General features: G+C 53.2%; 11 protein-coding genes. 1 reads left to right on the forward strand and 10 read right to left on the reverse strand.

Features of this window, described 5'->3' with window-relative positions:
• Nucleotides 1-126 precede the first annotated feature (126 nt).
• From ABD035_RS16255 to cmoM, 7 genes are all read right to left on the reverse strand, one after another.
• Nucleotides 127-756 (reverse strand): MBL fold metallo-hydrolase, encoded by a 630-nt coding sequence (locus ABD035_RS16255; protein WP_343871204.1) that lies wholly within the window; start codon nt 754-756, stop codon nt 127-129.
• Nucleotides 757-793: 37 nt separating this feature from the next.
• Nucleotides 794-1,345 (reverse strand): peptidoglycan L,D-endopeptidase MepK, encoded by a 552-nt coding sequence (gene mepK / locus ABD035_RS16260; RefSeq protein WP_212713835.1) that lies wholly within the window; start codon nt 1,343-1,345, stop codon nt 794-796.
• Between the two features lie 174 nt (nt 1,346-1,519).
• The gene (ldtD, locus tag ABD035_RS16265; protein WP_343871191.1) at nt 1,520-3,361 is read right to left on the reverse strand and encodes a L,D-transpeptidase; all 1,842 of its coding nucleotides are present in this window, start codon (nt 3,359-3,361) and stop codon (nt 1,520-1,522) included.
• Between the two features lie 145 nt (nt 3,362-3,506).
• Nucleotides 3,507-7,961, reverse strand: coding sequence for a chromosome partition protein MukB (mukB, locus tag ABD035_RS16270; protein ID WP_343871192.1), 4,455 nt, complete (start codon nt 7,959-7,961; stop codon nt 3,507-3,509).
• Nucleotides 7,958-8,698 carry a chromosome partition protein MukE gene (gene mukE / locus ABD035_RS16275; RefSeq protein ID WP_212713837.1) on the reverse strand — a complete coding sequence of 247 codons (741 nt, stop codon included), beginning with the start codon at nt 8,696-8,698 and terminating at the stop codon, nt 7,958-7,960. Before mukE ends, mukB begins: the two co-directional genes overlap by 4 nt.
• The gene (mukF, locus tag ABD035_RS16280) at nt 8,679-10,001 is read right to left on the reverse strand and encodes a chromosome partition protein MukF (RefSeq protein ID WP_343871193.1); all 1,323 of its coding nucleotides are present in this window, start codon (nt 9,999-10,001) and stop codon (nt 8,679-8,681) included. The genes mukE and mukF overlap by 20 nt, the downstream gene beginning before the upstream one ends.
• Nucleotides 9,998-10,783: a tRNA uridine 5-oxyacetic acid(34) methyltransferase CmoM gene (gene cmoM / locus ABD035_RS16285; protein WP_343871194.1), complete on the reverse strand. Its 786-nt coding sequence runs from the start codon at nt 10,781-10,783 to the stop codon at nt 9,998-10,000. The genes mukF and cmoM overlap by 4 nt, the downstream gene beginning before the upstream one ends.
• A 124-nt stretch (nt 10,784-10,907) precedes the next feature.
• On the opposite strand from cmoM, the gene elyC reads away from it, so the two are divergent.
• Nucleotides 10,908-11,669 (forward strand): envelope biogenesis factor ElyC, encoded by a 762-nt coding sequence (gene elyC / locus ABD035_RS16290; RefSeq protein WP_212713840.1) that lies wholly within the window; start codon nt 10,908-10,910, stop codon nt 11,667-11,669.
• A gap of 9 nt (nt 11,670-11,678) precedes the next feature.
• Here elyC and ABD035_RS16295 read toward each other — a convergent pair whose 3' ends face one another.
• The 3 genes from ABD035_RS16295 to ycaR all read right to left on the reverse strand — a co-directional run bounded on the left by ABD035_RS16295 (nt 11,679) and on the right by ycaR (nt 13,588).
• Nucleotides 11,679-12,572: a phosphotransferase gene (locus ABD035_RS16295; RefSeq protein ID WP_212713841.1), complete on the reverse strand. Its 894-nt coding sequence runs from the start codon at nt 12,570-12,572 to the stop codon at nt 11,679-11,681.
• Nucleotides 12,573-12,656: 84 nt separating this feature from the next.
• Nucleotides 12,657-13,409, reverse strand: coding sequence for a 3-deoxy-manno-octulosonate cytidylyltransferase (gene kdsB / locus ABD035_RS16300; RefSeq protein ID WP_212713842.1), 753 nt, complete (start codon nt 13,407-13,409; stop codon nt 12,657-12,659).
• A complete protein-coding gene (gene ycaR, locus ABD035_RS16305; protein WP_212713843.1) occupies nt 13,406-13,588 on the reverse strand; it encodes a protein YcaR in 183 nt (60 codons plus the stop codon). The genes kdsB and ycaR overlap by 4 nt, the downstream gene beginning before the upstream one ends.
• Between the last annotated feature and the right edge of the window lie 74 nt (nt 13,589-13,662).

Raw genomic sequence — 13,662 nt, forward strand, 5'->3', positions numbered from 1 at the left:
ATGTTGAACATGGACCCTTTTTACATCATGCACTGGATCGATCAAGTAGTCTTAAACGATCGGCATTATCCTGGGGGATGGCTTTTTTTTGGCGGATGTTCTCTGCATCAGTGCTGATGCGGTCATTTACTGCAGAAACGGATTTGTGATCCGTTCGCTCCCCAGCGTGGATAACGGGCCATGGCCGGGGATAAACGTTATATCATCCCCTAACGGTAACAGTTTTTCCCTTATCGAGGTCATTAACTGCTGATGATCTCCCTGCGGGAAATCACTGCGGCCCACCCCGCCTTTAAAAATCACATCACCGGAAAATAACAGTTTATTTTGCCGATCCAGCAAGACGATATGTCCGGGCGTGTGTCCGGGACAATGTAATATTTCAAAGGATACCTTACCTAACGAGAGCGTCTCTCCTTCCTCCAGCCATTGATCGGGCTGTAAAGGGGCACAATAGGGAAAACCAAACATCTGGCTCTGCTGTGGCAGGGCATCCAGCAGGAATTTATCCCGCAACTGCGGGCCGATAACCGGTATGTTGTAAAATGCGGCCAGTTCGGCGGCGGCCCCGACATGATCAAGATGGCCGTGGGTAAGCAGAATCTTTTCCGGCGTTCGTTGCAGGTCGCTGAGTACCTTTTTTATCACCCCGGCATCCCCGCCGGGATCGATAATCGCCGTATTTCCCTGTGCCTCACACCAGACGACGGAACAATTCTGAGAAAATGCCGTGACCGGAATGAGGGTGTAATTCAACTGACTCAATGCCTGAACCTCTTTTCTGAAACACCGGTTATTGCCAGTGTCTGACCGGCCCGGTGTCGATATGAACAAAATTACTTTTCGGATAGTAGCCTACCCCGCCGGCACCCATTTTCAATGCCGCAGAGCGCACCATCGCCAGCTGAACACCTTCAATATGAAAGTCCATCGCCTGGCCCAGCGTATGGTAACTGTGTTTTGCCACTCCGCTACCGGTCGAACGTAATTTATTATTAGTCGCCAGTGAACGATAGCCGGAAATCAGCTGAACCGGTTTGCGGGTACCCAGCATAACCTGTAGCCGGTAGAGTTGCTCGAACAAATGCGGGTCGATGTTCTTTACCTTATTCGCCCGGTAATCACGGAAAAAATGATTCAGGCGTGCCAGTTCACTTTGATTATATGTTTGACCGTTAAAAAACTCGGTTTTCATCGTTTCACCGGTATGCATATTACTGAGCGTGAGTATACGGGGGCGGGCGGCAGATAACGAGGCTTCAGCCAGGCCAGGGAGTAATGCCAGCCCTGCGGCGGCGCAACCTGACAAGATGATTTTTCTGCGTTGGGAATCAAATTTATCCATGGTGATCTATAACCTGAGTGACAGCGGAACAAAAAACAGACAATGGCACATTAACCAGATGTCTCAGTCACGTCAATACAGACCCGGGGAATATCATCCCCGGCCCGACAATAAGGCAGCCAGAGGGCGTCATCCGGGCCGGCTGGCAGGATGACGTCTCGTTGTGGTGGGCGGTTAAAGAATAAATTTTTCTGCAGGGGCAAGACTGCTCTGCCCCCGGCGAACCAGATTATCGTAATTGTAGATATCGGTACGGAATTGCGGTTGACCATCTTCGCCTACCCAGGCGGTCAGATAATAGAGGTTAACCGGAATTCGATAGCGGATAGCCAGATAGCGGGTACTCCCTTCCTGAAGAGCGCCGGATATCCGGCTGCTATCCCAGCCTACATTTTTCAGCAGGATCCCTGCGAGTTCAGCAGCCTTATTAATACGCACACAACCTGAACTTAGTGCCCTGACATCACGCTGAAACAGCATATGGTTCGGCGTATCATGTAAGTAGATGGCATCAGAACTTGGCATATTAAATTTATAACGTCCCAGCGCATTCTGTGGCCCGGGGGCCTGACGCACACGGTAAGGGAATGTCGCGGGATTTACCGCCGCCCAGTTAATGCTCTCCGGACTGATCACCTGAGCATCAGCATTCCACCCTGATAACAGGGTGAAGCCATGCTTCATCAGGTAATCCGGATCACTCTTGGCTTTCGGGACAATATCGCCACGGACCAGACTGGTGGGGACATTCCAGGGCGGATTGAGCACCACATCATTCAGCGCGCTACGCATCAATGGTGTTTTCCTGTCCGGCCGTCCGACGATAACCCGTGAGCTGAGGATCGTTTTCCCCTGCTCGTAATAGCTCATCGAAAAGTTAGGGATGTTGACCATAATGCCGTTATGCATATCGTCCGGCAGCAATCGCAGACGTTGCATGTTGAGTGCCAGCAGACCGGCACGCATCCGTGGCGTCACGTTTAACCACTCGCGGGTCATCGGTCCGATAACGCCATCCGATGCCAGGCCCTGCCATTGCTGAAAACGTTTCACCGCTTCCACCAGTTCAGGACCGTAAACATCCTCAGGGTTCACCGCCGGAGTCAGTGCCGGGGACGCGTTCCCGTTGCCTGCCGGGGCACTGCCCTGCGAAGAAGTCGTGCCGGCGAGGGGTTTCCCCGGCAGTAAGGCGCTCTGGCTGCCTGACGCTGTCGCCGGCGCGGCGGATTGCTGCTGAGCAGAGGTGTCAGCCACCGGTGTCTGCGGTACAGATACCGGAGCATTTGCACTGAGCATACCACTGCGGATTAAAATCGTGCGCAGTGTCGGGATCTCCGGGCTGCTTTCGCCCGGTCTGATAGAGATGCGGTTGGTCAGATAAGGCCATCGCTGATCCTCTGATAAGAGTTTTTTCAGCGCGGCCTGCATCGGCAGGTACTGAGGGTGACGAGGCATCAGAGAATCCATAAACACCCGCTCATTACGGGAGGTTATCGATGACTGCCAGCGGGCAATATCGCCGGTCGGGGGTAATGCCAGACTGTAAGGCGTGTCCCCGTATAACCAGCTTTCCCCTTTTATCGGGGCGCCGGCAGTAAACTGCAGATATCCCAGCATGGCATCCGATAGCAGGACATCACGCTCCATCCCGGAGATATCACTGCGTGACAGCCAGCTGACCCACTGACCGAACTGTGGCTGAACACCGGACAACGCGACTTCAGCCAGCTGTTGCTGAAATTTTTCGACCGCCACCGGATCCTGCCACATCGGTTGCATATGCCGGGACTGATAAAGTGAGGCTAAAGTGGATGAATAATAAAGATGAACTCCGGCAGGTAACGCCGCGATGACCGCATTAAAATTGTGTCTTACCGGTACAGAATGCTCACCGGAAGTATGCACCGGATGACCGGTAAGTGTCTGAGCAGCAAATAACGAGGTTACCGGTGCCAGCATCAGTGAAAAACTACACAATATCGTTACAGGCCGTAATTTAAGACCATTATTCAACATCCCTGCCCCCTTATGTCTTACCGTAATGACTACATTAGCCCGGATTTTTCTTCTTTACACGAATAAGCGCCACTAAAACAATAAAACGGTATTTGCTGAAAAACAAATACCGTTTTATGTCATTTATTTACCGGAATTGCGACACTCAATGTTGAGGTGCCGGGCCGCCGGATGCTGTGCTCACGGAAGGCTCGGGAACAAATCCCCGCAAGCCGACGACATGAACGTGTTCGGTGTTATTCACCACTTTACGGACCAGTTTATAGGTGGTTCCCTTCTCCGGACTGATATTTTCCGGCGCAGCGATCACCAGTTGCATATCCAGACGTTCGCACAGTTCAAACAGAGTCGCTATTGAGCGACCATCCAGTCGGGCCGCTTCATCCAGGAACAGCAGACGACAAGGGGAAATATCCTTGCCACGCAGACGACGGGACTCTTCTTCCCAGCTCTGCACGACCATGACCAGGATGGACATCCCGGTACCGATCGCTTCCCCGGTCGACAGCGCCCCGCTTTCTGCACGTAACCAGCCATCTGACCCACGATTGACCTCAACTTCCATTTCCAGGTAGTTACGGTAATCCAGCAGCTCTTCACCGATGACCTGTGGTGTCCGTTGTCCCATATCAATCTGCGGGTTCAGACGCTGATACAGTTTGGCCAGCGCTTCTGAGAAGGTCAGACGCTGGCTGTTAAACAGATCCTGATGCTGCTCATGATCATTGGCCAGCGTTTCCAGTAATACGGAGTGAGCTTCCCGCACATTTACGTTCAGGCGCACACTGTTCACCTGGCCGAAACTGACGCCCTGAAGCCCCTGGTTGAGCTGACGGATGCGGTTCTGTTCACGCTGGATGGTTTTGCGCAGAATATTTGCCGCACTCCGTGAACTGATCGCCAGATGTTTCTCGCGGGCGGTCAGCTCTTCTGTCAGACGGTTAAGTTCAATCTCCATCTGCTCGATGGCTTCTACCGGGTCATCGGTACGGATGATATCCTGACGGATACGCTCACGCAGATGCTGGTAAACGGCGATAAAGAATCGGATCTTACGTTCCGGGTATTTCGGATCTTCGGATAATCTCAATACATCACGCAGATGCTCATTATCCGCCACCGCCAGACGTAATGCCCCGAGGGCCTTATCCGACATAGAACGTAATTCATCCCCGCCCAGATAGGCCAGCTCACGGCGGTGCAGGCGGCGTTCGATACCGTTATCCTTCACCAGACGCATGACCGTGCACCATCCGGCTTTCGCACGCACGACCTGTTCACGCTGCTGAACGTAATCCCGCTCCAGTTTGCGCAGGCGTTTTTGCAGTGCATCCATTTCGGCTTCACAGAAAGAGATCTGCTTCTCCAGCTGGTTACTGCGGGCACGGTTACGGCTCAGTGACTCATAGAGTTCATCGCGACGCGATTTAGCCCGTTCTTCTGCACGAACATCCGCAGCCACACCGATAGCCTGCATTTCAAGGTGCAGTTCTTTCAGCATATCCTGTTTTGCTTCGTACGAACTTTTAAGCGATGCCAGAACCTGAGTATATTGGGTCAGCATCGCCTGATGCTCACGCAGCCTTTCGCGGGCATGGGCACGTTCACCTTCAGCCTGCTCCAGTTGCTTACGCAGTTTATTACTCAGGTCACTGTTACCGTCCACCATGCTGCCGGAATCGGAGTAACTGAAGTGAGCGCGGCGCTGAATAACCTCAGTCAGCGCAAACGACTGCTGACGATATTCACGCTGTTTTTGCTGCGCGGTCTGATAATCGGCCTGCAGTTGCTCGTGCTGCTGCGGATCGTTTTGCAGCACCGACAACATCGACTCAAGTTTGTTAATCCGTACGCCGTGCTGATGCAGGAAGCGGGAGGCTTCCTGCGCCTCTTCCACCTGCTCACGGATCTCTTCATAACGATCCGCCAGCGTTTCGTCCAGCAGCAGGCTGACCCGCGGAAGCAGCCGGTTGAGTTTTGCCACCCCGTCTTTGGCAGATTCATACTGCTGACGCTGCTGAACCGTCTCACTTTCATGCTGATTCAGTGCGCGTTCCACATCCAGACGACGGGCATTGAGTTCCCGGATCTGCTGTTCAGGATCTTGCTCGAAGGCAATGGCCAGGTGGCTGCCGATAAAGCGGCTGAACGACTGATGTAAGCGCTGGGTTTTCTGAACATCGAACGACAACGTCGCGTAGGTTTCAGCCAGTTTATCCCGCTCGTTATACAGCAGTTCCAGCTGATTTTCGCGCGCAGCACGGCCGAAAAGCGGGACTTTCGGGAAACGGGAATAACGCCATTGACGGTCGGCCACTTTAACAATGACGGCGCCATCCAGTTCATCCGCACTGAAGACACTGTCATCAAACGACTGCGGATCCCCTTCGATCAGGTACAGATCTTCCGGACACTCTTCGAGACCGGCCAGTTGTTCCTGAATCAGCGACAGGTCAGGAACGACAATCGCATGGCGGGAAGGCCCGTAGAGGGCTGAAAAGTACGGTGCATCGTCGAGGGTAACGTCGTCGTAAATTTCAGACAGTAGCACCCCGCCGAAACGTTCAGCCAGTTGTGTCAGTCGGGCATCCTCAGCACCGCCGGGCTGGCTCAGCCGCTCAATTTGTTGTTCCGTTTCACGCTTACGGGCAGCGATGGCATCACGTTCAACCGTCGTTTCACGCTCTTTCTCCAGCAGCTGCTGCATGTAACCGGTCACCTGCTGACTGCTGGTCAGCGCCTGGCCGGTCTGCTCGCTGAGCTGAGTCAGGATCTCCTGTGCCGCCAGCCAGTGTGGTGCTTTGCTGGTCAGTGACGTGATTTTTTCGCGGATCTGGCTCAGTGTCTGACGCAAGGTCAGACGGTGTTCTCCGGCGTCGGCAACCCGCTCTGACAGCGATTCGATCTGTGCTTCCAGTTCACGGTGCAATCCGTCCAGAGCATCGGCATCGTACTGACGCCCCTGGCTTTTACAAAATTCCGCCAGTAAACGCTCCGCGTCGTGTTGTTCGCGTAAACGTTGCTCCAGTTCAGACAGGCGTAGGCGCAGGGAGGATAATTCATCGGCATAATGGCGCTGATTGGCGGCATCGCGGATGATCTCGCGACCGGTTTGCCAGGCTTCATGGCGCCCTACCGGGCCGGCAATCTGATTAACCAGGGCCAGTGCCTGCTCGAACTGACTGTGCGCGGCATCAGCAACACTCAGTTTCTGTTCCAGAGTCAGTAACAGCTCCGTGGCTTCTTCTTCTCTGGCGCTGAAACGCTGCTGCCACTCTTCGGCATTTTCCAGGGAAAGATCAGAAATGCCACACAGTTCGCGGGCGCGCTGTAATGCCTGAATGGCTTGCTGGTACTGAATCGCACGGGTTTGCTGAACATCCAGTGCCTGCTGAAAATCTGCTAGCTGGCTCTTCAGCTCATCCACTTCCAGTTCAGCATCTTCTGCACGCTGCTGGTTATCTTCATGGATTTCTTCGGCTTCGGCCACCACTTCCTGCTGCTCTTCCAGCCGGTAACTGAGTTCTTCCAGTTCACCTTCATAGCGCGTGATCTTTTCCTGCTGACGAACAGCCGTCTGAACCAGGTTCAGGTGATCACTGGCCGCCTGATATTCGGCTTCGGATTCTTTTTCCGAGCCGGACAGTTCAGCCAGCTCGCGTGCCATTTCCACATGACGGTACTGACCGCTCGCCAGTTCCTGACGGCCGGTAAATAGCTCATTACGTAATAACAGCGCGCCATCGAGGTGCGTACGTCGCTCGTTGGCATGACGCATATAATCGGCGGCAACATAATCGGTCGCTTCGGTGATCAGGTGCTTAAATAAATTACGGTCAGACTGGGTTACCCGAATGGCTTCGAGCGTCATCCTGTTTTCACGCAATGCGGCTTCCATGTCCTGGAAGGCCTTACGCACACCGCCGTTTTCAGGTAACAGATAGTCACGCAGTGAGCGGGTGATGGCGCTGGAAATACCGCCATATAACGAGGCTTCAAGCAGACGATAGAATTTACTACGGTCACCCTGGGTACGCAGACGACGGGCAACGATACCCTGCTCGAACATCATGCTGTGATAATCGGTTACCGAGTTGTACTGACGAAAAGTGATCCCTTCCTGAAGCTCCAGACGCTCTTTCACTTCATTCAGCGACAGGACTTTTGCCTGACGAGAGTTCACCACCTCGGTCAGCAACTCTGTCGGGTTTAATTCTGCCGGGACATCATGCAGGCTGAAAGGCCGGATATCGACTTTCTTATCACGCCCGGTCACCTGCTGCAGACGCACACCGGCAATGACCCGCTGTCCGCGTGAGTTGATCACATCGAGGATGGAATAACAGACACCGGCCCGCAGTTTTCCGTGCAGCCCTTTATCCCGGGAACCACTAGTGGCCCCCGCTTCGGTGGTATTACGGAAATGCAGCAGAGTCAGATCCGGAATCAACGCGGTCACAAATGCTGCCATGGTGGTGGATTTACCCGCACCATTACCGCCGGATAACGTGGTTACCATATTATCGAGATCAAAGGTCCGGGCAAAAAAACCGTTCCAGTTAATCAATGTCAGCGATCGAAACTTTCCACGTTCAATCATTCCTCGTCATCCTCCCCGCTTTCTGCGGAATCTTCACTGAACTGCTCATTTTCTGCCTCCGTGCCACGGCCTGCCGGGTCTGCTGTTTCCGTCTTCTCCAGGGAGACGGCTTCACCATCACGGATTAACCGCAACTGGGCTTCACGCGGTTCATCACCGCTACGGACTTCAGCACCAAAGCGGAATACCGATTCCATAATGCGGAACTTAGAGTTGTCATTCCCCATAAACCAGACCATCCCCAGCCGGCGAAGGCGGTTCAGGGAAGCCCTGACTTTCTCCTGCAGTCGGGTACGATCCAGATCAGAGCCGGTCGACCGCTGGTTAACAAAGCGCAGCAGTTTGCTTTCGTCAGCCAGTGCCAGCAGCTCATCGTAGAGTTCCTGCTGGGTAAAAATGCCCTCATTCGCCAGCCGTTCCGGGCTCAGGTAGAGGTAGCACAATATTTTACCGACCATCATGTCCAGCTCAGATAACACTGAGCGGGCAATCAGCGTGGTAGAACGTGGACGCAGATAGAAAAATCCTTCCGGGGCACGGACTAACTCCACGTGGTACCGGGCATAAAACTCTTCCAGTTCTGCCTGAAAATCCATCAGGAAGGCATGATTATCTAATTCTTCAAATCCGATATGACGCCCGGCCCGTAACTGGCTATCCAGCGCAGGAAAAACCGGGTTTGCCAGTGCCTGTGCCAGCTTAAGCGGCATCACTTGTTCAATATTTGTCAATGACATGTGCCTGCACCTTGGCTCCGTAATCATTAATAGACTGCCACTGCGCAGGTAACCCTGCTAAGTCGGCTTCAGAAACGCCCAGACTGACTGCCTGATCGATAATAATTCTGGCTAAATCAAAATGTCTCGCCCGTGGATACTGAGCCAGATAGTCGCGCATCACGGTCGCCAGGTTCAGCGGTATCGCCTGTTCCTTATAGACACGCAGAGCTTCTTCAATCATGGCCATCAGCTGTTCTCTGATCTCATTGAACTCTTCAAATTCAAGTTCATTCGGCAGTTCGCCGGTGACTTCATCATTACGTAAGAGCAGTTCATCTTCACGGGTATCGAATAAACGATCGGCGCTGGCATAGCTCAGCCCCCATGGCGCATCGAAATAACCTTGTATCGATTGTCTTAACCGCTGGGCAAAGACGCGATTTTTATCCATATCAATCGCAGTACGGATAAATTTATGTACATGCCGATCATACCCGATCCAGAGATCGATCGCCTGCTGGCCCCAACTGGTGATACGGTCGAGTTTGTTTTGCAGATCAAACACCAGTTTATCCACAAACCCCAGATCCGGGCTGTTCAGTGTCGCATCCTGAATCCGCAGCAGATTGGCTTGTAACTTATCGCCCGCAGCCTCCAGCGTATCCTGTAATTCACGCAGAATACCGGAGGTTTCAGACAGCAGGAGTTCACAACTGGAGATCGCCGCCCGCCAGTCTTTATTCAGCAGGGCCGCAATATCTTCTTTTACCCCCTGCTGCTGTTCATCCATCGACCGCTGTGTCAGATCAATACTGTCAAAGATCTCCGCGACAGAATATTTAAGCGGAGCAAATACATTCCGATGCCAGTGGAATTCATCCCCGTTTTCTTCGGCCGCATCCGCAGCACGCTTAAGTTCATTGGCGACGATAGAGAGCTGCATCGACAATCGTAAGGTCGAAAACTCACGCTGCCGGATATAATAGTCGGTAATACCGATACCGAGTGGCGTCAGACGGTAGATCGCGTGTCCGTCAGCCTGTTCGCTGGTAAAACGGTTTAACAGCCGCTGACGTACCATGTCATTAATGGCGTTGTTCGCTCTGGCCTGAACGGTTTCTTTGGTCTGTTCAAAGGCTTTACTGACATGACGGAAGCCGTCGATCAGTTCGCCTTCGCTCAGTTCACCATCCATCCGTTCGCCATTTAATGTCGCGATTGTCAGCAGGAAAGCCAGACGCTCCGTAGGCAGCGAAATTGAAAAATCGCTTTTACGGGCCCAGGAGACCAGTTCCGGGATCGTCTGGGAGAAATCACTCATAATTGATCCTTCTGCAGTGGTTTGCGCGCAGTGACGTGAATATAGCGCCCCAGACTCAGGTACGGTTCCTGCCGGCTGAAGCGTCTTTCCATTTCAAGGATCCCGTCAAAGCCATTAGCACTGGGGGGCATATCACGAATAAAATCACTGAACACACGGATCCCTGCCCGCTGTTCAATAATAAATCCGCATTCGGTTAACCAGTGATACACCTGTACGGGGTCACGGGGATAATCCGGGGACAGTGTCCGTCTTTTACGTTTTTTCATATCTGCCCGTAAATAGCCAAAATTCCCCAGTGTCAGGTTCTGCATCACCAGACCATTCAGGTTATAAAACATCAGCGATAACACCCCGCCGGGGGCTAACACATTATAGATTGCCTTCAGCGCCGTTTCAGGTTCGGCCACCCATTCAAGCACAGCATGAAACAATACCAGATCCGCGGGTTTATCCAAATGGTCTGCAATATCCTGCACCCGCATTTGTTTAAAAACCATGTTCCCGCTGACACCCAGACGCTGCGCATTTTCTTCTGCACGTTCCAGCATCTTGCCGGAAACGTCCCCCAGCAGGATATGGTGCCCGCGGGCCGCCAGCCCGCAGGAGATTTGTCCCATCCCGCCGCCGGCATCGACTATCGACAACGGGCCTGCCGGGAGCGTCGGTAAAATCTCATCGAGCTCATCGCGAAGAATTGCCTGGCGGATCTGACCTTTCGCGGTGCCATAAATGTTTTGAGAAAACTTCTCCGCAAGATCATCGAAATTACGATCCTTCATGACAAAAGCTCCGGATGGGTCACGTAAGAAATATGCTATTTTGTCACAGGTCTTGTAAGAATGAATCTTTCATCCTTTATATTGCTACCGGCTGCTGTTTTTTCAGACAAAACTGGTGATATTTATGCTTTTTATGCTCAAAAAAATGATCGGGGGAATGCTGTTGCCTCTGCCGCTGCTCCTTATCTGCATGGGGCTGGCGCTTTTATTATTATGGTTTACGCGTTGGCAAAAGACGGCCCGGATATTACTTTCAGTCAGCTGGGTTATTTTATTACTGTTAAGCCTGCAACCCGTCGCCGATCGCCTGCTGGCCCCGCTGGAGTCAGAGTATCCGACGCTTCGCGACGGGCGGCCCGGTGACTATATCGTCGTATTGGGTGGCGGATATACCTATAACCCCCGCTGGGCACCGGGATCCAATCTGATCGGCAACAGCCTGCCCCGGGTGACCGAAGGTGTGCGGTTGTGGCGTCTCTCTCCGGGAGCGAAGATGATCTTTACCGGTGCCAGAGCGCAGGGAAATCCGCGCAGTAATGCCAGTGTGGCTGCAGAAGTCGCTGAATCACTGGGCGTCCCGCCACAGGATATCATTCAGCTGGATAAGCCCAAAGACACTGCAGAAGAAGCCGCGGCTGTCCGGCAACTTATCGGTAATCATCCACTGATCCTGGTCACATCCGCCAATCATCTGCCAAGAGCGATGCAATTTTTCCGCCAGCAAGGATTAGCGCCTGTTCCTGCACCGGCAAATCAGATGGCCATCACCAGCCCCCTGAATTTTTGGGAAAAATTAACCCCCTCCCCGCTCTGGCTGTCACACAGCGAGAGAGCATGGTATGAAACACTGGGAAGAATGTGGCAGAGCCTGACAGACAAGGCCTGATTGTTGTGGTTATTCGAGCCAGGGAAGCAGGTTATCCCTGGCCTCAGAATATAATTCCGTCGAAAACGGGCGATTATGAATTAACTGCTCCACCTGGTCCCATAGGCGATAGAGCGAACATCGCCAGATAAACCCCTCATCAACGCCGTATTTTTTCAGATAACACTGTAACAGGCTCTGTTCCCGGGGCGAGTTTTGTAAGCGAAAAAGTTCATACTCTGCCGGTGCCCAGAGCACTCTTCCCGGTTGTACCATTGCCAGCAAATGCCCTGTACGGGGATCTTTAATAATCGTATTCAGGGTCAGGTTGCCATGCACCAGCACATTAGGGGCATTAAGATCAGCAAATAACGTCTCATGGCAGAGCAGACTGCGGTGCAGCAGTTGCTGGTCGTCAGCCGGGATCGCCGTTTGACGTTTCTGCCGCAGCAACGCGAGGAGCACGGAGGTGTGTTGAAGATACCAGTCAGGCCAGCGGATTTTCTGAGTGCTGTCGACATAGCCACTCATCCCGTCTGCGGAATGTGAGTGCCACGCCCCCAGCCCTTCCGTAATTTGCTGTGCCAGTGTCTGCCATTGTTCAGCCGAAGAGGCCGGGGCTTCAGCAGAGATGCCTCCGATACGCCCCATCAGCAGTAATTCATGAAACGGCAGCCGTTCACTGACGACGACACCATAGACGACGGGGACAGGGATTGTCCCTTTCTGACGCAACAGCATCAGCTTTCTGGCTTGCTGTTCGGCCAGACCAGGCTGAGAAAAACAGCGTACGGCCATCGGCATCGCATGACCTGACCGGTCATAAATAGCGTACAGACAGGATTGTGACTGGCAATGTAGCGTCTCAATCCGGCTGATCGATTCCCCGAGGATCAGGCTGAGTTCTGCCTTTAACAGTTCCATTTTTCCTCCTGATAAGCTGCATCTCATGGCCCGCTATCAGGGACATTTCGTCAGCCTTTCTTCTGCCTGCCGAACCGGAAATGATTACTTTTCTGCCAGAATCTCTCGCACACGCTCAAGATCTGCCAGGGTATCCACACCCACTTGCGGAGTTTCCAGCGCGACATCCACATGTATTTTTTCACCGTACCAGAGCACCCTTAACTGCTCGAGCAGTTCGATCTGCTCCAGCGCGCAGGGCTGCCAGCGGATATAACGGCGGATAAACCCGGCACGATACGCATAAATACCGATATGTCTTAACAGGGTGTCACCAATCGTCTCCCGTGACGCAGCATAACGTTCACGATCCCAGGGGATCGTGGCGCGGGAGAAGTAAAGCGCATAACCCTGATGATCGGTCACCACTTTAACGGCGTTCGGGTTAAACGCTTCTTCTGCTTCTGTCACAGGAACCGCCAGGGTCGCCATGCCTGAGCTGGCCTGTGCCAGGTTTCCGGCCACCTGACGAATGATCGCCGGCGGGACCAGAGGTTCATCCCCCTGCACATTCACAATAATGGTATCGTCAGCCAGCTGACAGGTATCAATCACCTCAGCCAGTCGCTCAGTCCCGGAATTGTGATCTTCACGGGTCATACATACTTCACCCCCCGCGGCAGTGACGGCTTCAGCCACCGCAGGATGATCTGTCGCCACGATCACACGGTCAGCACCGGAGGCCAGCGCCTTATGCAGCACGCGGACAACCATCGGCAGGCCATTAATGTCGACCAGAGGTTTTCCGGGCAGACGTGTAGACGCATATCGGGCAGGAATGATGACCACAAAACTCATGACAGGCTCTCATCCGCTGTCAATGTACGGGCTTCATTTTCAAGCAGAACGGGAATACCGTCACGCACCGGATAGGCTAAGCCATCAGGTTTGCAGACAAGTTCCTGCTGTTGCTGGTTATACTGCAATTTACCATTGCAGACCGGGCATGCCACTATTTCGAGTAAACGGTGATCCATATTTCCTCCATCACGGACCGCGGGGACTGAACGCTAGCATATCACAGCCGCCCGGGAGGAAACATGGTTTGTCA

This window comes from Tatumella terrea (genome assembly GCF_039523755.1).
Classification (GTDB): Bacteria; Pseudomonadota; Gammaproteobacteria; order Enterobacterales; family Enterobacteriaceae; genus Tatumella; species Tatumella terrea.

Coding starts and splice junctions, on each gene's coding strand:
- mukE (WP_212713837.1), bottom strand. CDS start 8,698: ATGTCATTGACAAATATTGAACAAGTGATGCCGCTTAAGCTGGCACAG.
- mepK (WP_212713835.1), bottom strand. CDS start 1,345: ATGGATAAATTTGATTCCCAACGCAGAAAAATCATCTTGTCAGGTTGC.
- kdsB (WP_212713842.1), bottom strand. CDS start 13,409: ATGAGTTTTGTGGTCATCATTCCTGCCCGATATGCGTCTACACGTCTG.
- elyC (WP_212713840.1), top strand. CDS start 10,908: ATGCTTTTTATGCTCAAAAAAATGATCGGGGGAATGCTGTTGCCTCTG.
- cmoM (WP_343871194.1), bottom strand. CDS start 10,783: ATGAAGGATCGTAATTTCGATGATCTTGCGGAGAAGTTTTCTCAAAAC.
- ldtD (WP_343871191.1), bottom strand. CDS start 3,361: ATGTTGAATAATGGTCTTAAATTACGGCCTGTAACGATATTGTGTAGT.
- mukB (WP_343871192.1), bottom strand. CDS start 7,961: ATGATTGAACGTGGAAAGTTTCGATCGCTGACATTGATTAACTGGAAC.
- ABD035_RS16295 (WP_212713841.1), bottom strand. CDS start 12,572: ATGGAACTGTTAAAGGCAGAACTCAGCCTGATCCTCGGGGAATCGATC.
- ycaR (WP_212713843.1), bottom strand. CDS start 13,588: ATGGATCACCGTTTACTCGAAATAGTGGCATGCCCGGTCTGCAATGGT.
- mukF (WP_343871193.1), bottom strand. CDS start 10,001: ATGAGTGATTTCTCCCAGACGATCCCGGAACTGGTCTCCTGGGCCCGT.